Below are 21,370 nucleotides of genomic sequence, written 5' to 3'. Positions count from 1 at the left end.
GTATTTAAGAGCCGTGGTCGTGATTATTCGCAATTCAATAGGTGAATGCGTCGCAACACCGCACTGCGCAGATCAAACTTGACTCTTTTAGTCAGTCTTCCTAACCCGAAAAGGTTACCAGCTGCCGCCAGCTTCCCCGCCAGCATGCACGCGCAAGAAATGAACGGGAAGCTCATGCGTATCACACAATCAAAACGTCCCATGCTGCGCGCCTCAGTCGTGATGTCGTTGGCACTTTCGGTGCCAGCATTTGCGCAGGACGCGACAGAAACATTCACACCGCTCGGCCGGATCGTGCTGGGGGCCGGTGCCGAAAAAGTGGCGATTGACGCGCCACAATCCATCTCTGTGCTGGAAGAGGAGGATATTGCCGAAGTACAGCCCGGCACCATCGGCGATGTGCTTGAGCGCAGCCCCGGTGTGTCGACGGTGGGGTCCGAGTCGCGCTTTGGCGAAAGCTTCAACATCCGCGGGATCGGTGGCGGCACCTCTGCTGATGAACCCCGCATCGTCACCGTGATCGACGGGGTCAAGAAGTACTATGAATCCTACCGGCAGGGGTCACTGTTCACAGATCCGGAATTTTTCAAATCAGTCGAGATTTTACGCGGACCGGGATCATCGACGCTTTATGGTGCGGGTGCTCTGGCGGGGGTCATCTCGTTGGAAACCAAAGACGCCTCCGACTTTCTGGAGCCGGGCGATCCATTCGGCGTTGATCAGAAACTGGAATATCGCAGCAATGGCGACGGCGTCGAATCCGCAACCTTCCTCGCCTTCGCCCCGGATCAGCGGTTCGATGGTCTGATCGGCTTCATCTATGACGACAGCGATTTCTTGGAAAGCGGAGATGGCGAAGATATCCTTGGTACCAAAATCACTGAGTATAACACGCTGATCAAAGGCACATTCTCCTTTGGTGAGGCGATGGAGCACGAGGTTGAGGCCGCATACATCCGTTATCAGGGGGAGGCGGATGATCAGGTTCTGGACATCGTCGACAGCCTCGTGCCGTTTGGCATCGTCGACCGCGAGGTGATCGATACGACCGCCTTTGTAAAATACAACTATGCCCCGCTCGACAACGCTTTGATCGACCTAACTGTACAACTTTCTTACGGAAAATCTGAAAACAACATTACAGATTTCCGTGGCGACCCTGACATTGGTGAGTCATTTGACACCGACTATGCGTATGAGAGTACAGCATTGCGGTTCGAAAACACGGCCCAAGTGGTTGGCGCGGCATTCGAAAACTACGTGACTTTTGGTGTTGATATCAGCACGCAGGATCGTGTCAGCACCCGTGCATCAGCCGAAAACGCTTCATTCCACCCCGAAGGCACCACCGACACGATTGGCGTTTTTGCCCAAAACGAATTCATCCTGGATGAAAGCCTGACACTTCTCGCAGGTGCGCGCATCGATTTTCAGGAGACCACACCCGGTGATCTGGTGCCCACCGACGAGAAGCTGGACGATGAAGGACGTGCCGTAACACTTGCGGTACATTATCAGCTTACCGATGCGGTCGCGGTCTTTAGCTCCGCCTCATATACAGAACGGCTTCCCGTGGTGGATGAGCTTTACGACACTTTCCCTTTCCGTGGGCCCGGCAGCCCTGATCAAGTATCTGCTGGGACGCTGGAAAACGAAGAAAGCAGAAATATTGAACTGGGCCTGGCCTATAGCCAGGATGATGTAATCCTTGGTCAGGATCAGCTTTCTTTCAAAGCAGTCATCTTCCGCAACGATCTGGATAACCTGATCGCCCGCAATGTGACCGGCGGGCCTGGCGAAACAACATTTACCAATATCAACGAAGCACAGATCGAAGGAGTGGAACTGGAGGCCGCTTACGAATCTGAGCGGGTCTTTGGATCGCTCGCCTACACTGCGTTGGATGGGGAGAACAAAAGCGATCCTGACGCATTGAACCCCAATCTCGAAGACGACATCCCCGCGGACACATTGGTTTTGTCGTTGGGCACCCGCTTCCCAGCCGCAGATCTGGAACTTGGCTGGACCGGCACGTATTACGACAGTAAGTCGCGAAACCAGGTAGGGATGGGTGGTCCACCAACACTGATCGAAACACCAAGCGAGTTCATCCACGACATCTATGCTGCATGGACACCGGATGAGGGTGCTTTTGAGGACCTAACCGTCCGTCTGGGTGTGTCAAATGTCGCGGATGAGGATTACCGGACCCATCTGCAAAGCGCCAACATCCGGCGTGCGGGCCGCAGTATCAATCTAACCGTATCACGGACATTCTGATAAGCGGTCGGTAAATGACATCACGCGAAATCCAACAGATCTCTCGTAGGTTTGTTGGATTTCGCACTAGACCGAATTGCGTTCATTCCCAATCGGACTTCAAGGCGACAAACGCCTTGCTCCGCATAATGGACAATCGTTGGCCGCATATCGTTTTCAGCAGCGGATTTGCTGGCGGAAAACACTACCAACATTTGCTTGAAGGGGTTTTCTGCGCTCAGCCCCTGTAAATGAAAAAACATAGTAATTTTGTCAGGATTTAGTATTATGTAACAATGCGTCGCATTGATACTTCATTACGACCAAAGGTGGAGACAACCATCCCGCAACGCCTGAGCCTAGCTATTGTCTTTTTCTTTGGCTTCTTGCCGATGGCCGCTCTCGCGCGCGACGCTGATGCCACAATGATTATCAACCGTAGCGATGTGTCGATCGATGTCTTCGTCAGGATACCCGGCGGCATAGTTGTACCGCTTACAGGCTATCTTCCTGATTTCCCGTCTGATGACGGCGGCATGTTAGATATACGTAGCTTTCGCGCCGACACCGCGTCGCTCGGCGATCAGGCTTTTGCGCCAATCTCCTTCACGATTGACGCTACTCCCGCCCATGCGGAGGCGATGGGCATGATGGTGCATCCAATCACTGACGCGATCCCTTTTACCACACCATGGGACGCGTTGACCGCAGTCACACTATGCTCGTTTGACGATGTGCCGCAGCTTTTTCAAATCTCAGATTTGCACATGTATGCGGGCCATAGCATTTATCCGACAAATGGATATGGTGATCTGCGGATAAAGCTGCCTGAGACTGGTCGCGATGACATCCGCTTTCATGTGCTTACTTTTTCGGGTGGTGAACTGGTATCGCAGGGTGTCCATGTGGTCGCAGATGGCGGAACGTTATTGAATTCAGGTATCGCAAAAAGAAATGAGCCGGTCGGACGGTCTTTTGCGCTCTTGAACATGCTTCTTGTCGCCGCTGTTTTGGGTGCAGTTGTCTTAAGGGCTGCGCTACGGGACCTGCGTTCGCCGTTGTTTGAAACTTAGGTATCGCAGCGCAGATCATCCGGGATCAGGTTGGAGACATCAAGGTTGACATCCCGCGCCAATAGCATGGCAGCTTCAAACCAGTCCGATGCCTGACATGCATGCTGTTCAATCCCGTGAAGTCCGGTCGCATAGATATGACCCAGGGTGAGCGCCGCTTTCGTATCACCTTGTGAAGCAGCGGCCCCCAGCCAGTAAAGCGCCTGGTCACGGTGATCATGCGACACGGATGAGTCCAAGAGAACCATCGCATATTGAAATTGTGCTTCGAGATGGCCAATTCTGGCCGCTTTTTCCATTAGGTCGAGACCATGCAATAAATCCTCGGCAACACCGGTGCCCGTGATGTAGCGGATCCCAAGGATGAATGCTGCTTCAGCATGGTCCTGTGCGACCGCGCGTTGCAGCCAGTGCAATGCTTCCTGCTGGCAGCCTTCTGCGGAAAGCGTTTCGGACAATTGGAACTGCGCCTGTGGATCGCCATTTTGCGCATACTGTTTGAGCAGGTACTCCCCTGCCCCAACACATGACCCCGCATGCGCTTTTGCCGCGAAAATCGCGATAAATTGGACCACAACAATGGCGAGACGTCGCAGCATATCAATTCCTGACAATTATGCTCGACTTTAGGAGATTTTCGTCATACTGACAATAACCGAAACCGTCTCGCCAGCTGTCGCCCGCTGACATCGCAATACTTGACAGGAGACGACATGCCTTTTCATTTTACTCGCCGTGCAGCCATTGCGACCAGCGCTGCTGCCCTTCTGGGCCGACCTGTTATGGCGCAAGAACCAGTGATGCATGAGGTGCAGATGTTAAATGTGGATCCAGACAATCCACGCGCGCGCCAGGTCTATATTCCGCGCATCCTTGTGGCGCAGCCGGGCGACACAGTGAAATTCGTATCGGTTGACCGCGGGCATAACAGCGAAAGTGTTCCTGAGATGATGCCCGATGGAGCAGAGAACTGGGAAGGTGCCATCAATGACGATATTGAGGTCACAGTCAGCGTGCCGGGTTTTTATGGGTACAAATGCACGCCGCACGCCTCTGTAGGTATGGTCGGGCTGATTATCGTTCAGGGCGACGGCATGATGGACAACCGCGAAGCGGCACAAGGCGTACGTCAACGTGGACGCGCGCGTCAGGTCTGGGATGAAATCTGGGAAGAAGTCGACGGGATGGACCTGGCTTAGGTGGGTTTTTCAAAGGCGGCAGCGAGCACGCAACCAGGATAGTTTGTTTGCCAATACAGGCCAAGCTACCCGCTAAAGACACTTTTGCTTTACGACAGATGCCAGGCAGTGTGATCGGCTAGGCGTGATGCCGAAAGCCGGGTTTTCAGCGGCCCAGAAATTGGTTTTCGTCCAAGGTTGTCAATGTCAAATATCTCACCATAGACACGCCTGATTTCATTTTGGTCGACCGAAAACGGCGGCCCTGTCATCACGTGCTGATCGTATTCGAAACACAATAGCAGCTGCGGTGCTTCGCCAGAGAGTGCGGCGACCTGCTGCGCATAGGCTGCCCGCATGGCATATGGCAATGCGACCAGCGCGGCGCGGTCATAGACAATGTCAACAATGCCAATATTAGCTCGTGTCAGATCGAAGATATCACCGACAAAGATGGTCACATCCGGCCCCGAAAACCGCGACACTGCACGATATCTCTCGATTTCGGGCGCAATTCCTAGATCGTGGAAGAGATCGATGATCGCCCGCTCGCTCAGCTCTGCGCCGACAACCTGATAGCCTTGTTCCAGTAGCCAGGCGATATCACGCGTCTTGCCGCAAAGCGGGACGAAGACGACTGCTGGCGCTGACGGTGCCACCTTGGGAAAATGCGCAATCAGGCTGGGGTTTGCGCGGGTTTCATGAAACCCGATGTCGCCCCGTTCCCATTTATCATGCCAGAAATCCGGGTCCATTTGCCACCTCCTCAGGTAACCTTTGATCTTTATCAATTGCGCACGCTGTTTATGCGATATCGCCTTCAGAAACCCATTTCGCATGGGTCAATTTTATAGTATACTGTTTTTATCAGGAATGGAGGTGCCAATGCTGGAAATCCGGGACCTGACTGTTGGGATCGGCGACGCGACAATCCTCGAAAACGTCAATCTGACACTGCCTGAGGGAGAGTTGCACGTGCTGCTGGGGCCAAATGGTTCTGGCAAGTCAAGCCTGCTTGCTACCATCATGGGCTTGCCGCCATTTGCGATACACGCCGGTGAGATCTTTTTTCATGGCAGCCCGATCCAGGATCTGGATCTGCATGAACGCGCCCGGCTGGGTATCGGCTTGGCCTATCAAAGACCGCCCAGCATCGATGGCGTTTCATTGCATGGCTTTGCACAGGCGCTTGGCGCTGATGATCAATTGGTCGCGCATGCAAAGGCGCTGGATCTGAGCGATTTCTTGGACCGTGACATGAATGTCGGCTTTTCAGGGGGAGAGATCAAACGCTGGGAGGTGCTGAAGCTGATGCTTCAGGACCCGCGGCTTTTGATGTTCGACGAACCAGAAAGCGGTGTTGATCTGGAACACGTGATTGACGTCGGCGAGGCGATTGCGCGCGTGGTCCGCGCGCCTGATCGCGACGGTCGCACCTGTTCGGGCCTTGTCATCACCCATACCGGTCTGATCTTGAACCATGTCAAAGCGGATCGGGCGCATATTATCAAAGACGGGCGCATCCTGCATTCAGGCGACCCACAGACCCTTTTCGCCCATGTCCAAACCGGTGGGTATACGGTGCCAGCTGCCTGATCACCGGTGCGTTCAACAAAAGGAGATGACGATGGATCAGCGTACTGATCTGAGCAATGAAGAACGCGACATCCTGCATGATGTGGGGTTTGAGGATTTGTCCGAACGGGCCGCAACGGCCGTGCTGGTCGATGGCACCGTACGGCTTGCCCAGTCCAACGATCCTGGTGTCGAGGTCATGCCATTGGCTGACGCCCTGCGCACCTATGACTTTGTGCAGGACCTGATGTTCGGTCTTGTTGAGCCGGATGCGAATGAGGATATCGCACTGATTGCTGAACAGCGCGATGCGCCTTTAGGCCACTTTGTGTGGGTCAAACCGGGCGCACAGGTCACGCTGCCCGTGCAGACCTTTACCTTGCTGGAAACCCCGCAAGGGCGCCAGTTCACCCATGACATTATGGTGATTGATGAAGGTGCCTCTGTCGATATGATCTCAGGCTCTGCTGTGCCATCGAGTGTGCATAAGGGCCGCCATGTCTCTATTGGTGAGTGTTACATGCGCAAGGGTGCGTCGTGCAATTCGGTGACGATTGAGCATTGGGGAGACGGAATGGATGTCGTTTCCTACGGGTATACTCGGATGGATGAAGGCGCGCGCAGTCAGTCAACCGCGATCAAGATGGCACCTGTCGCGAACGACCTCAGCCGGTCCAAGGTGATAATGGGCGCGAACACAAATGCAGTCAGTCAGGCTATTATCTTTGCCGCCCCGGGCACGGAACGCGTAATCGAGACAGAGACCCATTTGAACGGCCCCGGTGCAAAGTCAGAAGACCTCGCGCGGATGGTCTCGGCCGGCGGGACCATCATCAACAACGCCTATCTCATCGGCAATATGGCGGGGACCAACGGGTTTCTGGGCTGTGACGGGCTGAAACTGACAGATGACGGCGCGATACGGGCCGTACCCGCGCTTGAGGCGAAGGCAGAAGGTGCGATGCTGAGCCACGAGGCGAGCGTGGGGATGATCGACAGCGACAAGCTGAACTATCTGATGGCGGCAGGGATCGAGGAAGATGCTGCACGCGACCTGATCGTTCAGGGCTTCCTGTCACTCGAAAACACTGCCATTCCCGCCGGATTGCGCCGCCGCGTTGTTGAAATGATCGCCCAAGCCAAATCGGGTGGGATGTAGTTGGTGCGTGTCTTGGTCCCTGATGCGTGTGGGCTTAGTCGCCACGCTTTCGTACCTCTTACTACGCAGCGCTGTTTTGAAATTCGTCTAGGTTTATAAGTGCGGATAAAACGACTACTGACGCAGCATTTGCTCGCATTGGTGGGACCATTTTTAGTACATAATGGGTCGGAGGCCGTCACGACCTGTTAATGCGCTCAAGGCTTTGTATTTAATAAGGTATTTTTTGTTAAGGACTTCAAAAAGACACGATGCGTTACTAGATCAATCCAATTGAAACAACTGATAGAAAAGGGCGTGAAATGTCATACGTTCGATCTGTTTCTTTGTCAGGTTTGGTCGTTTTGACCGCAGCGTGTACCTCCACTGAGTCATCGAGAACCGATACAAATCCCAATCCGACCTCCGCAATTATTACCTTGAATGCCAATGGTACCATTCCGGATCAGAACTACAGTGGGGCAGGTATCAATAAAACATATACGACTTTCAGTAATGGTTTTGGCTTTGGCTATTCCTATGGAAGTGTCGAGGGCACCAATGATTTCCTGGGTGTTGCAGGCTTCCGCACCGGCACAGGTGTTGGTGACGCCGTTACCACGGGTTCAGTCAGCTACAATGCGGCGTATGATTTTACGCGGACGCGTGGCAATACTGAAATTGAGCGTGCAGGAAACCTGACGCTGACTACGGATTTCGCAACTGGCAGTGCCACCGTTGCAGGTGCCGACAATGGCCTTGTGATCAATGGCACCTTTGACGGTACAGATTTGGATGGCTCGGTCACATTTGATGGCGTCACAGCCGCGTTGGACGGAGCCATTGGGGAAGACCGTATTGTTGGTGCCTTTGCCGGGCACGATCGAAACGGTGTACTCGTTGGTGGTTTTGCAGGTAACGCCAACTGAATGCACTGCATTTTCCCGTACGACTATTTTTCAGGTCGTGCGGGAAGACCGAGAAGGCTGTTGTTTCATGTAATTATCCGGTTCTACACACCGTACGACAACGAAATCGCATGGAATGCCAGGAAACGTGCGCAGAGTTGCGGGTCTCAGCAAAAGATCACCGGTCACCTGATCCAGAACCAGCGTTCGGCTGGGTCCATTCTGACACGGCCGGGATCAGGAAAACCAAGGCCGGAGGCATGTACATACCAGTCTTCCACCTCATGCCAGAGCGGTATCGTGTAGTGCCCCCACCGCAAAAACCGATCAAATGCCCGTGCTGCAGTGACAATCTCACCCTCGTTTCGTGAACCAAGCATGATTTCGATCAGCATATCAGATGCCGGGTGGTTCAGCCCTGCCAGGCCATAGCCCTGATCGCCGGACTGGCTGCTATGCCAAAACCTTTGCTCTGTCGTGCCCGGCGGGTCGTTGGCGCTGAGTTTCAACCAGGTCAGGTCATATGCGTGATCAAGAATAAGACGCCGTCCCGAAACATAATCATGAACTGAAAGCTCCAGCGTGACACCAACGCGCTCAAGCATATCCTGGAATGGCGCGAGTTGCCGCGCGGTTGTCGGATGCGCGGTCACATAGGTCAGCCGAAGTTGTTCGCCGGTGTCCGGATCAATCCTGTACCGGCCCTCAAACGGAAAACCAGCTGCGTCCAACAGATTGTTTGCGCGCTGCAGGCGCTGTCTTTCGGTCAAACCGGTATGGATTTCATCCGGCCCGCCATGATCGAGTATCTCATTGGGCAAATCGGCCATGTAGGGTGCCAGCAATGCCTGCTCAGCTGCCGCCGCTGCGCCTTTCGCCGCAAGCCTGCTGTCACCGTAAAAACTGCCCGGCAGCTCAAAGACCGATCCGTGTAATTCTTCATACCATTGGGTGTCCAAGGCGAGTGCAATCGCTTCCCGAACCCGCACATCCTCCAGCAGTGATCGCCGCAGATTGAAGACCAGGGTTGTCAGCGATCCGCCATCCTGCCGCCTGACCGCCGTGCGCACCAATTGCCCCGCATCAAGGGCGGGGCCGGCATACCTTTCGCGCCAGGACGTTGCATTCCATTCGCGCAAAACATCCAGATCGCCCTTTTTCAGCGCTTCAATCATCGCGGTGTTGTCAAAGAAATAATCAACAACGATTTCATCAAAGTTCCAGCGCCCGCGATTAAGTGGATGGTTCGCCGCCCAATAGTCCGGCACCCGCTGGATGATCACCTGTTCGTTAAAGGCGATGCGTGTCATCTGGTAGGGTCCGCTGCCCATTGGTGGCGTCAGCGTTGCCTCAGACGGGTCGAGTTCCTGCCAATAGGCCGACGATTGAATTGGGAATTGGCCCAGTTCGCTGATCCATTGCCATGATCCCTCGCCTGAATACTGAAAGATGATGGTGTCGACACCTTCGGTTTCAATGACGATGTCGCCCAGCAATGATCTGTCAAAGGGCAATCCATGTGCCCTTACGGTTTCAAATGTGAATGCGACGTCGCGCGCTGTAATTGCGCTGCCATCATGCCAATATGCTTTGTCGTTCAGGACAAAGCGAGCCGAAGTGAAATCTTCGGATACCTCTATCTCCTTGGCAAGAAGACCATAAAATGCGCCGGGTTCAGAATCTGACGGCACAAGAAGCGTATCGAACGTGTAGCGCAACGCATTTGGCGAACGACCCGGAAACCTCATCGGGTTGGTACTGTCAAAGTTGACGGTGCTGCCGGTGCGCAACGTTCCGCCCTGCGGTGCATCCGGTGCCACATGCGCCAAATGTGTGAACGACGCATCAACCTGTCGCTGCGTATCAAACGGCGAAAAGCGTGCGATCTCTGCCGCCGCAATCGCAGGCTTCATCAGAAGCATACAAAGGCCAAGAGAGCTGGCACAGAGCGTCCACTTAAATCGAACGATTGGGGTGCTGATGCTTTGCATGTTGAGACCTCCAAGTCGCTTGCGCATGAGGTCAGTTAATGCGCTGTACGGCGACATCAAATAACGGGTCGACATCGGCGCGGATCACCTTAGCTTCTCGGTCAGCAAAAGTTCACTCCGCCAGCAACGTCCAACCGGTCAGCCAGCATTCACTTCCCAAAGAGGATGAAAGATGACCGCCCGCAACTCTATTTTTCTTGGTGTTCTGGCCATATCGGCGGCTACGCCACTGGCAGCATTGGACTGCGAAACCGGCTTTCGCCCGTTTGAGCATCGGATGGGCGTCACCTGCGTGCCAGACACACCCCAACGTATCGTCACGCTGCACAGTATGAACCTTGCCTACCCCATCATGGAGCTTGGCGTCACACCTGTCGGCTCTGCCAATTGGTACAAAGAGGATGGGTCAATCCAATGGTTCTTGCCAGAAGACTATGACACGACCGAAATCGCACCTTTGGGCTTTTTTAGGGATGTCGATGTTGAAGAAGTGGCCGAGCTAAACCCCGATCTGATCGTGGGTTACTTGGGCAATGACGACGGTTTTGACAGATTTGGCGAGATCGCGCCGGCCGTAAACCTGGATCTCTTCAATCGTCCGATCAAAGAGGTGCTGTTCGACATCGCTGACCTTGTAAACCGCACTGATGAGGCGGAGCGCCTTGAGGCCGCTTTCAACGGACAAGCAGCCCAGATACGCGCGGAGGCAAGCGATGATATTGCGCGCACAACCGTGTCTTTTATCCAGCACGTCAATCGGGATGACCAGTTTTTTCCCGTCACGATGAGCTTTGGCCTGCCCGTCATCATTGACGAGCTTGGCATTCGCCGCAGTCCTGCCGAACAAGGTATCGGTGCCGAGCGCGAGTTTCGATCAATCGAGGCCTTGGGCGATCATGTTGCGGACGTGATTATCAATTATGTGCCAGATATGCAGCCAGATGGCAGTTCGGAAAACCACGACACTTTGATGTCATGGCCTGTCACGCAGTTTCTGCCCGCTGTTCAGGAAGGACAGATTTATCCTGTCCACATCTTCAAAGTTGGCAGTTTGTCTTGGCGGAGCCTGTCGACAGGTCTGGAGCAGATTGGAACGATACTATCCAACCCTGCTCTGAACCGGGATTTGGTTGAAGAATAGTTTTCAATTCACGTATCAGTTGACACCCATCTCGAAGTGTAATGGAAGCAAAACTCTATAGCACTGATTTTATTGTATAAATGAATAATCTGACAATGTGTGCAATACGACCATTGCCAGATAGAAACAGCGTCCTAACCTTTTGTTAACCCACCGACATGGCAGGCATCCGATAGACCCGTAAGGATGAAACCATGTCTGTTTCCCGTCACAAACTTCACGCATCACTTCGCGTCACTGCAAGTATTGCCGCGTTGGCCGTCGCGCTACCCGCGACCGCGCAATCGACCCTACCCGAAATCGACGAGGGCACCCCGTTTGATCTTGGCACGATCATTTTTCAATCAGACCGGGATGGCACCCCCATCGAAGACGTACCGCGCGCTGTCAAAAACATCGACACTGAAGAGCTTGAAGATGCGGCGAAGACCAGCACCAATTTTTCGCAGACACTCCCGCAGATTATTCCGGGCTTTGGTACGCCGGTTTTTCAGAACGCAACCCGCGGGCTGTTTTTGCGTGGGCGCGACCCACTGTTTCTGATTGATAGTATCCCGATCACGTCTAGTTTCGGCGTGCAATTTCAATACTTTGACCAGAGTATTATCGACAATATCGAGGTGTTGTACGGCCCGACCGCTCTTTACGGGCGTGGTGCATCTGGCGGAGTGATACAGTTCTTCACAAAAGATCCGACAGACGAGCCGCAGACGAGGATTACGACCGGCGTCACATCATCGCTGGCAGACGACAGTGCATTCGACGAAGACAGCCTAAGCTACCGGTTGGGTGTAGAGACGTCGGGTCGTATCGACAATTTAGGTTATGTTGGGGTCGTCAGCCTCGAACGCCATGGGGCACATTTCCAACCCGATGGCCAGCGCATTGCGCCAACACGTCTGGATGATTTTGATGATGCCAGCGTCTTTGGCAAACTCACCTACGATATTGATGGCGCGCAGTCAGTCGAAGGTTTCCTGAGCTACGGTCGCGCGGTGGCGCGCGCAACAGATTTCACGAACACCGCCTCTGAGGGATCAGATCCTACGGCCGTGGCCCTCTTTCAGCCGCAAGACTACGAGGACGAGCCACAGCAGGAAGGTATCTATACCGCATTGAGCTATCGCAACAATGATCTCGCCGGTGGGGACTTTCGGCTGCAGCTGTATTATTCAAGTGAAGAAATCACACAGATCGGTTCCGACATTCGTGAGCGACAAGAAGCACAAGGGGGTACCTTGCCGGATATCTGGCCGGGACTTTTCCAAACGAATGGTGATGACGAAGCATTCGGTTTGCGTGCGGATTACGCGTTTGACGTCAGCAGTAATGTTTCGGTCAATATCGGCGCCGACTACCGCGACGAAACAAACGAATTCATCGTGGGCATATCGGACCCGGATGTTTTTGATGCAACGGGGGTCTACGATGCATCCGACTCCGGCCCGCAAGCACCCCCGGTTGATTTGGAGTCCTTTGGTTTGTTTGTGCAAACCACATGGGACGTGACAGAGCGGACGACGATCACTGGTGGTGTCCGCTACGACAGTTTCGAATATGATGTTGGCCCGGCCTCCCCTGTCTTTGCGCGTGATCCGGGGTTGCGGCCAGGTGGTTCGGGCGATGCGGATGGTTTCTCCTATAACATCGGTACAATCTTCGATCTTAACGACAGCACGACCCTCTTTGCGAGCTTCGCCCAAGGGTTTTCTCTGCCACAGATTAACTTCGCCGCAGGCAGTGTTGACCCGGGCGTCTCGCTTGAAGGAAGCGGGCTACTTGAGCCAATTGTTGTCGATAGTTACGAAGTTGGCGTTCGCGGTTTCGTTGGTGCAACCGACTACTCTCTTGCCGCATTCTACGCCGAGTCTGAACTTGGATCATCACCAACCGTCGATCCTGCAACCGGCGGCGGCCGTATTGAGCGCGCGCCACAGCGCAATTACGGTTTCGAATTCGAAGCACAACGCGCCTTCACTGACACGATCAACGCAGGCATTGGTGTATCATGGAACGAAGGCGAAAATGACACCGATGACGATGGGAACTTTGAACCCCTTTCAAGCCTGACTGTCTTGCCGTTGAAGGTGACATTGCAGGCCGATTGGCAAGCGACACAACGGCTGAACCTGAATGGCAGCGTCTTCTACCTCGGCGACCGTGACGCTGCATTTGACGACGGCGTTGATAACTACCGGGCCGAGGGCTACGTGACCGCGGATGTCGGCGCCACCTTTGCGTTCGACAATGGTGGCGAGTTGTCGATGCAAGTTACAAATGTGCTGAACGAAGAGTATATCCCATTGGAAAGTCAGTCACGTTTTCTGGCAACCGCTGACCGCCGTTTCGCTGGTCCGGGGCGTGAATTGGTCATCAACTACGCCTACACATTCTGAATAAAGTAGGGCGCAGCTTTCCCTGCGCCCTCTCATTTTTCAAAACGTGGCTCTTTATTCCCAGCCGACCTGATTAAAGATGGCCTGTGCTTCTGGGACGTTTTTGGCAACTTCGGACAGGTCTACCGCATCTGGGCGGAAGAGACCAAGGGCGGCGACTGAGGGCGAAAGGCCCACACCAGCAACTGCCGGATATTCGTCATTGCCCGCGCTGAAGTATTCCTGCGCCTGGTCGGAGGCGAGGTATTCAAGGAAAGCAATTGCATTGTCGCGGTTTGGTGCGTTGGCAGCTACACCGCCGCCCGACAGGTTCATATGCGCGCCCTCAGCATTCTGCGCGGGGAATACCCAGCCGATATTGTCGAGTGCTTCGGCATTCAGGCCATCAACGTCCTTCCGCAGCGCGCGGGCGAAGTAATAGGTGTTCGAGATTGAGATATCGCATTCACCCGACACCAGACCACGCAGCTGATCGGTGTCACCACCTTGTGGATCACGGGCAAAATTGTTGACGAACCCTTCGGCCCAGGATGTCGCCGCTTCCGTGCCGTAATTCTCGATAATTGCCGAAACGAGGGTCTGCGAATACACGTTGGTGGAGGACCGGTGGCAAACCATGCCTTCATAAGCCGGATCGGCCAGATCGACATAAGACATGGGCGGGTCGGTCACGTCGGCCTTGTCATAGAAGATAATGCGCGCACGCTGGCTAAAGCCGAACCACTGGTTGTCATCATCCTGCAGCGCTTCGGGAATGCGTGTCTCAAGCACCGCACTGTCGATGGATTGCAGCACACCGGCCTCCTTCGCGCGCTCCAAGCGGGATGTATCGACCGTCAGCAGGATATCGGCGGGCGAGTTTGCACCTTCCGCTTCCATACGTGCAATTAGCTCATCCGCATTGCCTTCAATCCGGTTGATCGTGATGCCGGTCATATCGGTGAAGTCGGAATAGAGCCGCTCATCAGTGTCGTAATGACGCGATGAATAAAGGTTCAGTTCACCCTCGGCATAGGCCGAGGATGCGATCGCCGTCAGCGCGGTTGCGCCGATAAGAAGTGCTTTGGTGGTCTGTGTCATGATCCAATCCCTGTTTTATGAGCGTTTTACTCAGGAATTGCATTTACCATGTTTCAAGCCAATGTCCAGATTCCTGAGCGAAATTGTCAGATTGACATGGGTGACAAAATCACTCAGGTTTGGACTCATCTTCCAGCCACCCGTGTTCGCAGCAGGGGAAGCCCGACAAATCACCCGATGAAAGGACTTCTCGTCATGCCCAAACCATTGGACAGCTCGAAAACGACCAAACAGGACGACCAGCTCTCGGTGCCGACCAAGGCCGAGCTCCTCGAAGCGTTGCAACACGATGGCAGCCGTGCGGGATTGCAGCTGGAATGGATGCTTGACCGCTGCGCCGGACGTGAGGGGCGGCTGTGATGGGTATGCCAAAGATGATGCCGCAACCGACGCAACCTACCCAACATCTGCCCTGCTTTGATGCGCGCGATATGGTCAGTGATGAAGGCCAGGCCAATATCGTGCTGGACGATCAAGTCTATGTCTTGCGTATCACACGCGCGGGCAAGTTGATCCTGACAAAATGAATGCGTCCCTTGCACATCGTGGCGCGGCCACTGTTGCTGTTATTGATGATTTTGACGGGCTGACAGCCGCTGCTGTTATCTACCTGCGCATGTGGTGCGAAGGTCCAGAGACGCAAACGAACGTCATGAATGACCTGATCAACACGCTGGGAAGAGGACGCGGGCACAATGCGGTTGCCGCCTTTGCAGAGCTTTGCAGCATGTGTGTTCGGCACGGACGCCGCCCGCTTTGCCGCCATGGGTTAAATTGCCGCTGTGTTGGTGCCGATGAGGCCAGCTTTGCCCATTTCGTGGCGAGCGCCGCAGACGGAGAGCGTGAAGATGCCATGATGATCGCTATGCTGCTGGTCCGTCCCGACATGGCCCCTGCCCTGACCAGCCTAGCCGCGGATTTCGGCCTCGCGCTCAAACAAATGAACCTCGCCGCGCCCAAAGCGGTCGCGAAGAAGCCAATTCATCAACCAGTACTTCACTAACAGGGAAAAACCTCATGAAATCCACGTATCTCGCGTCAACGGCACTCTGTCTGGCACTTGCGACGCCTGCTCTGGCGGTCGAAAAAACGGACGTCCTCGACACTTATGCCGATATGGCGGCCGCAAAATATACTGACAGCTTAACATCTGCGAAAGTGCTGCAAACTGCGATCAACGCGCTTGTTGCCGATCCGTCGGCGGAGCACCTGGAGGCCGCGAAGGAAGCTTGGCTTGCCGCCCGCGTTCCTTACCAGCAGACTGAGGTTTTCCGCTTCGGCAATGCCATCGTCGATGATTGGGAAGGCAAGGTGAACGCGTGGCCACTCGATGAAGGGCTGATCGATTACGTAGATGCCTCTTACGGTGGTCCAACGGATGAGAACGCCGCAGCGACGCTGAATGTGATCGCCAATGCGTCTTTCACGCTGTCTGGTGAGACTGTGGATGCATCCACTATCACGCCCGCACTTTTGGAAGACACACTCCAAGAGGCGGACGGGGTGGAGGCGAATGTCGCCACCGGATACCACGCGATTGAGTTCCTTCTGTGGGGGCAGGACCTCAACGGGCACGGGGCGGGCGCAGGCAACCGCCCCTGGACAGACTATGCGCAGGGCGATGCTTGCACGAACGGCAATTGCGACCGCCGCGCGGAATATCTGGTGGCGGCAACCGACCTCCTGATCTCAGATTTGGAATGGATGGCCGCGCAATGGACTGATGGTGGTGCGGCCCGCGCTGAATTGATGGCCGACGCTGATGCAGGCATTGCTGCAATGCTAACCGGTATGGGCTCGCTTTCTTACGGCGAAACTGCTGGTGAGCGGATGCGCCTTGGCGTGATGCTCAACGATCCCGAGGAAGAGCATTCTTGCTTTGCCGACAACACGCATAATGATCACTTCTACAATGGTGTGGGCATCCAGTCTGTCTATCTTGGCAGTTATACGGGCATCGACGGCACCGTGGTAAGCGGACCATCGCTTTCCGATCTGGTGGCCGAAGCCGATCCTGCGCTGGATATGGAAATGAAAGCGAAATTGTCCGATGCCGTGATGGCCCTGGGCCGCATCAAAACTGCGGCCGAGGCGGGCTTTACCTATGATATGATGCTTGCGCGTGGCAATGATGCCGGCGAAGCTTTGATCATGGGCGGCGTGAACGGGCTGATCGACCAAACGCGGTCCATCGAACGCGTCATCGCCGTTCTGGGCGCCGATGGGATCGAAATCGAAGGATCGGACAGCCTCGATAATCCAGAAGCCGTTTTTCAATAACTGACCTAAAAAGCTCGAAAACCGGGGCGGTGCTTTGGTGGCACCGCCCCTTCTCTTTTGAGCAAGTTGGTATTTGGTCGTTGCATCTTCTTCAAAAAGCTTTGGGTGAATGCGTGCGCCGCTACTTGACATTACCATCGCTAAAATTATCCAAAATTTACTTCGGTTCTGGCGCATCAAGTGCGTCGGATGAAAAGAGAACGCAGTGAGCACTCAAGATCTAAATCTGCGGCTGTCCCCGCAACTGCAAGCGGTGAGCGAAGCCGGAATGACCAATGACGCACCAGAGCGCCAGTAACGAAGGCCTGGCAAAGCTATGACCCGCGAGCAAGGAAACCGCCATGCGATTGCGATATCTTCTTCTGCTCTTTCTTCCCGCCTCCGCAATGGCGGAGGCAGTCCAGATTCCCGGACCGCCAGGGCCGCTGGAGGCAGAGCAGATCGCACCGGAAGGTGCAGCGCATGCTGTGGTGATTGTACCGGGATCAGGGCCGACCGACCGCGATGGGAATTCTCCCCAGTCCGGGCTCGCCACTGATACCTACAAGCTACTCGCCGAAGGGTTGGCGGTGCATGGTATCGCATCATTGCGCATCGATAAGCGCGGTTTCTTTGGCAGCGAGGCGGCCATCGCTGATCCAAACGATGTCACCATTGCGGCCTATGCCGATGATTTGCGCGGCTGGGTGAACCGTGCTTCCCAGATTGCGCCATGCGTCTGGATTGCCGGACATTCCGAAGGCGGGCTGGTGGCCTTGGTAGCGGCAAAGGACCCGCCTGCCAGCCTTTGCGGTCTGATCCTTCTTGCAACACCCGGGCGACCTGTCGGGCAGTTGATGATCGCGCAGTTTGAAGCCAATCCGGCCAATGCGCCAATCATGCCGGAAATCAGGTCTATCGTGACCGACCTGGAAGCTGGCACAGGCCGCGATCCAACCGACATATCGCCGGTCTTGCAGTCGCTTTTTTCACCCAGCCTCCAGCGCTATATGATTGATCTCTTTTCCTACGATCCTACTGCTATCGCCGCAGACTGGAATGGTCCCGCGCTGATCATGCAAGGTGATGCAGACGTGCAAGTCAGCCTGGATGATGCGAACCTGCTCAAAGGTGCGATGCAGCAGGCGCGGCGCGTAAACCTGCCTGGCGGGACCCATATGCTGAAAGAGGCGGTCCCTGGGGATCCTCTCGCCGACTACTACGACCCCACGCTACCGCTGCACGATATGGTGCTGCCCAGCATCGTCGATTTCATTTCGGAAAACGGGACAACTGATTGACAGAGTCCGCGTACTGGTCACTGAGACGTGCTGGCTTGCACAAAGGTTAGGTCAAATAATCGGATTGACGCCGATCACGCGTGGGTGGAGCCACAGCAGCCCCACATAAACAAAACCAGCAACAACGATGCGCAAAGCATCGCTGACCGGTGCTGACATGAAAGCAACCGCATGAGCCTGACGGCCCATGTCATCTTTGAGCATCTGCCACCCCTGCCCCATCTCGCGGCGTTTGCGGCGATCAACAAGCAGCCCACCAAAGCTGGCAAAACCTGCGAAGACACCAAACAGGATCACATGCGCCAGATCACCATTCGGGATCAGATGGGCCAGCGCCCACACTGCAAGTGCTGTCAGCAGAGGATGGCGTGTCAGGCGCACAATGCCCGGTCGCTGTGGGTCGAATAGGTAATTTTGCGCGCCGCCAAAGGAAAACGGATTTGGGCGTCCAAGCCCCAGGCTGAAGATGATGCAAGACAGTCCCATCAGGATCAGTGCAACACCATTTTGCCAAGGCGCCCAAGACCAAAGGGGGACAAAGGGTGCCTGTCCCGCGGCAATGATCAACCATGTCAAGGCACCCAATGACAATGCCCCGTAGGCCAAACCGAACCCACGCGGGCCAAGCGCCCGCACCAGAATGGGTCGCAAGGGTGGCCTGACAGGCAAAGAATGCGTGACAAAAAAGGCGATGAAAGCCACGATAAAACCAGCCCATGCCATGTTTATCGCCCTCGCTTCGCCAGCGATAAGGCGTATAAGACACTGCAAAACGTTTCCGTTACGATCATCAACCTATGTCCTGTATCGTATTTCAGCATGATCGACTTGCTGGTCTTGCGCTTAATTACTTCAAAGGGTTCGGACATCGTGAGCAAGTACCAAAAGCGCCCACGGCAATTGTTTTCTGCCCGGTGTAGTGCACCTTCACAAAGGCGGGCACCATGACACTGATCAAGTCGCTCCTGCGCTTGGCAGGTCGCCCGTTTTGGACAGTGGCAGGTGTTGTTTCTGTCGCAATAGGTGCTGTGGGCGTTGTGCTCCCCCTTTTGCCGACCACACCATTTATGATCCTTGGTGCATTCTGTTTCGCCAAAGGCTCACCCCGGTTGGCCCACGCCTTGGAACGAAACCGTATCTTTGGACCCATGATCACCGATTGGCGCGCATATGGATCCATTGCACCGCGCTATAAACTAATCGCCCATGTGATGATGGTAGCGGCTCTACTTCTCAGCATCGTCGCCGGTGTGTCGTCGATGGTTCTGTTTGTTCAGATCATTTGTATGGCAGGCACGAGCGCATACATCCTCACGCGGGCGAGCGATGGCATCCCGCGCAAGTAGTTTGGGATAGGATTGCTGCCGATCTCACTTCAGTTCATGCCTAGGTGTCGCTTCGAAACGTGCGCGCGTTCCGCTTTTCCGCGCCCATCTCGCTAAAGACAATTGAGCGGTGCTTCATCTTCGTTCAAACTGGAAAAGCCAGATCGGGCTCTGTTCCCGTAGGGGGCAGGATCGTATCATAAGGCGCCGTTGGCGCATCGCGGAGCAAAATCTCACTTAAGACCACAGTCACCGAGTTGCTGCAGTGGAGCGAAAGCTCGATCTTTTCTCGCAAGGTGTCTTTGCAGGGCACTCACGTCCCACGCTTCGGGTGCGTTTGACGCATGCTGTGGAACTGCGTCGTGATCAGAAGCACAGAAAAGACGATGATCAATGACCCCAAGAGTTGCAGGCCGGATATCCGTTCCGAAAGAAAGAGAGCACCCAGGGCAATTGCCCAGATTGGTTGAAGGAACGAAGCCGCGCCGACCTTGACAGCTTTATAGCGCGAAATCACCACAAGGAAGAGGACGGCAGGAAGTGCGGTGCTGAAAGCGCCAAGCATGGTTACAGAGAAGAAGAGGTCATTGCTCCAATCAAGCTGCCACGACTCACCAGTAAGGTAGCTTGCAAATAGAGCCACTCCAGCAGCAACGACCAATTGGCCTGAAGCGATCAAGGCAGGCGCTTTTGGTTTTGCCCATCGTGCATAGACAGCCCCCGCTCCGAAGCTGAAAGCGACACCGATCATCAGGAGATAACCTATGAGGGTTCCCGTCTTCTCCGCGCTGCCAGATGAGGCAATAACAAGAACGACGCCCAAAAACCCGCCGACGAGACAAAGGACGGTTCTAACCGACAGGCTTTCATCGCGCAGGAGCGCGGCAGCAAGCAATCCGGTAATGATGGGGGTGGTCGCTTGCAGAACCCCGGCCTCTGCGCTCGAAATCGACGTTATTGCCAACGCTGCCAAACAATTGGGAAGCCATCCGTTTAGAGTTCCGATGACAAGCATGTCTCGCAACACGAGCCGATCTATCGCGAACTGTCGCAATGTAACACAGACTACGAGTAGTATAGGGATGGCGATACCGGCGCGCAGGGCTGCGAGTAAGAGCGGCGGTATGTCGGCACTCGAAATCTTCAGGAAAAGGTAAGCGCTTCCCCACATAAGCGATATGGCGACCAGATAAGGTAGCGGACTTCGGTTCGGCTCCATATCCAGGCATTGTAGGCCAAATTATGGTAGTGTCATGCCTGCTCTCTTTTGTCGAAGTCGCCATCAGGGCAGATGCAGCAGAAGGGTCCTTTGTCGCGCATCATGCGCCTCTATCACCTTTGCTGCAACGGCAGGTGTACGAATAAGACCCGGATCTGAGACTTCTATCGTACCACCTATGTGAGACGTAAAATCTGGCATCTGCCGTGCAAAACGATGCGATGAAGCGCTCAGTGGGCCCCTTATATTACGCACGTGCCCCTACCGGAGTCGACCGCAGGTTAAGACATATATCGCAACACGCCATGTTAATCGATTTCTTGGTTCTGCATGGCGTGGCGAGTGGCAGATGTGCTGTTATCGACACGCAACAGCAAAGCAAACCCTCAGACTTTTACGACCTACCCTCATCAGTGAGCACTCAAAAAAGTGTGTGCCGCTATTTGGCAGAGCAAAGATTCAGACTTCACCCTTTTGCATTTATCAGCCAAAAGACCGCCAGATGCATCGCATCGATAATCGCATTT

Annotated in this window: 20 protein-coding genes and 1 riboswitch; of the genes, 14 read left to right on the top strand and 6 right to left on the bottom strand. The window is 54.7% G+C overall.

From position 1 onward, the window contains the following. The first annotated feature begins 174 nt into the window (after positions 1 to 174). Positions 175 to 2,280 (top strand): TonB-dependent receptor domain-containing protein, encoded by a 2,106-nt coding sequence (locus SLH49_RS22180; RefSeq protein WP_320271328.1) that lies wholly within the window; start codon positions 175 to 177, stop codon positions 2,278 to 2,280. 275 nt (positions 2,281 to 2,555) lie between these two features. Then, on the top strand, positions 2,556 to 3,332 hold the full coding sequence (locus SLH49_RS22175) for a hypothetical protein (protein WP_320271327.1): 777 nt from the start codon (positions 2,556 to 2,558) through the stop codon (positions 3,330 to 3,332). On the opposite strand, the gene SLH49_RS22170 is transcribed toward SLH49_RS22175, so the two are convergent. Beyond that, complete coding sequence (locus SLH49_RS22170) at positions 3,329 to 3,931, bottom strand: tetratricopeptide repeat protein (protein WP_320271326.1); 603 nt, start codon at positions 3,929 to 3,931, stop codon at positions 3,329 to 3,331. The two genes, SLH49_RS22175 and SLH49_RS22170, sit on opposite strands and share 4 nt — an antisense overlap. 114 nt (positions 3,932 to 4,045) lie before the next feature. Here SLH49_RS22170 and SLH49_RS22165 point away from each other — a divergent pair, with 114 nt between their 5' ends. Continuing rightward, positions 4,046 to 4,531, top strand: coding sequence for a pseudoazurin (locus SLH49_RS22165; RefSeq protein WP_320271325.1), 486 nt, complete (start codon positions 4,046 to 4,048; stop codon positions 4,529 to 4,531). 89 nt (positions 4,532 to 4,620) lie between these two features. On the opposite strand, the gene tmpT is transcribed toward SLH49_RS22165, so the two are convergent. After that, positions 4,621 to 5,265 carry a thiopurine S-methyltransferase gene (gene tmpT / locus SLH49_RS22160; RefSeq protein ID WP_320271324.1) on the bottom strand — a complete coding sequence of 215 codons (645 nt, stop codon included), beginning with the start codon at positions 5,263 to 5,265 and terminating at the stop codon, positions 4,621 to 4,623. Positions 5,266 to 5,395: 130 nt separating this feature from the next. Here tmpT and SLH49_RS22155 point away from each other — a divergent pair, with 130 nt between their 5' ends. From SLH49_RS22155 to SLH49_RS22145, 3 genes are all read left to right on the top strand, one after another. Beyond that, positions 5,396 to 6,106: an ABC transporter ATP-binding protein gene (locus SLH49_RS22155; protein ID WP_320271323.1), complete on the top strand. Its 711-nt coding sequence runs from the start codon at positions 5,396 to 5,398 to the stop codon at positions 6,104 to 6,106. 31 nt (positions 6,107 to 6,137) lie between these two features. Then, a complete protein-coding gene (locus SLH49_RS22150; RefSeq protein WP_320271322.1) occupies positions 6,138 to 7,244 on the top strand; it encodes a SufD family Fe-S cluster assembly protein in 1,107 nt (368 codons plus the stop codon). Between the two features lie 302 nt (positions 7,245 to 7,546). Beyond that, positions 7,547 to 8,152, top strand: coding sequence for a hypothetical protein (locus SLH49_RS22145; RefSeq protein WP_320271321.1), 606 nt, complete (start codon positions 7,547 to 7,549; stop codon positions 8,150 to 8,152). A 164-nt stretch (positions 8,153 to 8,316) separates the two neighbouring features. Here the strand turns inward: SLH49_RS22145 and SLH49_RS22140 are convergent, their stop codons facing one another. Next, entirely contained in the window at positions 8,317 to 10,053 is a 1,737-nt protein-coding gene (locus tag SLH49_RS22140) for an extracellular solute-binding protein (protein ID WP_320271320.1), read from the bottom strand. Positions 10,054 to 10,294: 241 nt separating this feature from the next. Between SLH49_RS22140 and SLH49_RS22135 the strand changes: the two genes are divergently transcribed. Together SLH49_RS22135 and SLH49_RS22130 are read left to right on the top strand one after the other, a co-directional pair. After that, positions 10,295 to 11,263 carry an ABC transporter substrate-binding protein gene (locus tag SLH49_RS22135; protein ID WP_320271319.1) on the top strand — a complete coding sequence of 323 codons (969 nt, stop codon included), beginning with the start codon at positions 10,295 to 10,297 and terminating at the stop codon, positions 11,261 to 11,263. 194 nt (positions 11,264 to 11,457) lie between these two features. Continuing rightward, on the top strand, positions 11,458 to 13,659 hold the full coding sequence (locus tag SLH49_RS22130) for a TonB-dependent receptor (protein WP_320271318.1): 2,202 nt from the start codon (positions 11,458 to 11,460) through the stop codon (positions 13,657 to 13,659). 54 nt (positions 13,660 to 13,713) lie between these two features. On the opposite strand, the gene SLH49_RS22125 is transcribed toward SLH49_RS22130, so the two are convergent. Further along, the gene (locus SLH49_RS22125; RefSeq protein ID WP_320271317.1) at positions 13,714 to 14,739 is read right to left on the bottom strand and encodes an extracellular solute-binding protein; all 1,026 of its coding nucleotides are present in this window, start codon (positions 14,737 to 14,739) and stop codon (positions 13,714 to 13,716) included. Positions 14,740 to 14,934: 195 nt separating this feature from the next. Here SLH49_RS22125 and SLH49_RS22120 point away from each other — a divergent pair, with 195 nt between their 5' ends. The 5 genes from SLH49_RS22120 (at position 14,935) to SLH49_RS22100 (ending at position 18,299) form a co-directional block, all read left to right on the top strand. Further along, positions 14,935 to 15,099 (top strand): hypothetical protein, encoded by a 165-nt coding sequence (locus SLH49_RS22120; RefSeq protein WP_320271316.1) that lies wholly within the window; start codon positions 14,935 to 14,937, stop codon positions 15,097 to 15,099. Beyond that, positions 15,099 to 15,266, top strand: a complete 168-nt coding sequence (gene hemP / locus SLH49_RS22115; RefSeq protein WP_320242213.1) for a hemin uptake protein HemP — start codon at positions 15,099 to 15,101, stop codon at positions 15,264 to 15,266. Before SLH49_RS22120 ends, hemP begins: the two co-directional genes overlap by 1 nt. Then, entirely contained in the window at positions 15,263 to 15,742 is a 480-nt protein-coding gene (locus tag SLH49_RS22110; RefSeq protein ID WP_320242210.1) for a hypothetical protein, read from the top strand. Before hemP ends, SLH49_RS22110 begins: the two co-directional genes overlap by 4 nt. 14 nt (positions 15,743 to 15,756) lie before the next feature. Continuing rightward, positions 15,757 to 17,019: an imelysin family protein gene (locus SLH49_RS22105; RefSeq protein ID WP_320271315.1), complete on the top strand. Its 1,263-nt coding sequence runs from the start codon at positions 15,757 to 15,759 to the stop codon at positions 17,017 to 17,019. A 152-nt stretch (positions 17,020 to 17,171) separates the two neighbouring features. After that, positions 17,172 to 17,378: riboswitch (cobalamin riboswitch) on the top strand. Next, positions 17,361 to 18,299: an alpha/beta hydrolase gene (locus tag SLH49_RS22100; protein WP_320271314.1), complete on the top strand. Its 939-nt coding sequence runs from the start codon at positions 17,361 to 17,363 to the stop codon at positions 18,297 to 18,299. Its footprint overlaps the riboswitch before it by 18 nt. Before the next feature lie 51 nt (positions 18,300 to 18,350). On the opposite strand, the gene SLH49_RS22095 is transcribed toward SLH49_RS22100, so the two are convergent. After that, positions 18,351 to 19,022, bottom strand: coding sequence for an NnrU family protein (locus SLH49_RS22095; RefSeq protein WP_320271313.1), 672 nt, complete (start codon positions 19,020 to 19,022; stop codon positions 18,351 to 18,353). 221 nt (positions 19,023 to 19,243) lie between these two features. Here SLH49_RS22095 and SLH49_RS22090 point away from each other — a divergent pair, with 221 nt between their 5' ends. Beyond that, on the top strand, positions 19,244 to 19,645 hold the full coding sequence (locus SLH49_RS22090; RefSeq protein ID WP_320271312.1) for a YbaN family protein: 402 nt from the start codon (positions 19,244 to 19,246) through the stop codon (positions 19,643 to 19,645). A 292-nt stretch (positions 19,646 to 19,937) separates the two neighbouring features. Here the strand turns inward: SLH49_RS22090 and SLH49_RS22085 are convergent, their stop codons facing one another. Next, entirely contained in the window at positions 19,938 to 20,843 is a 906-nt protein-coding gene (locus SLH49_RS22085) for a DMT family transporter (RefSeq protein WP_320271311.1), read from the bottom strand. Positions 20,844 to 21,370: the final 527 nt, after the last annotated feature.

It is taken from the genome of Cognatiyoonia sp. IB215446, from assembly GCF_033963825.1.
Lineage (GTDB): Bacteria > Pseudomonadota > Alphaproteobacteria > Rhodobacterales > Rhodobacteraceae > Yoonia.
This window is presented reverse-complemented; position numbering and strand designations above follow the sequence as displayed.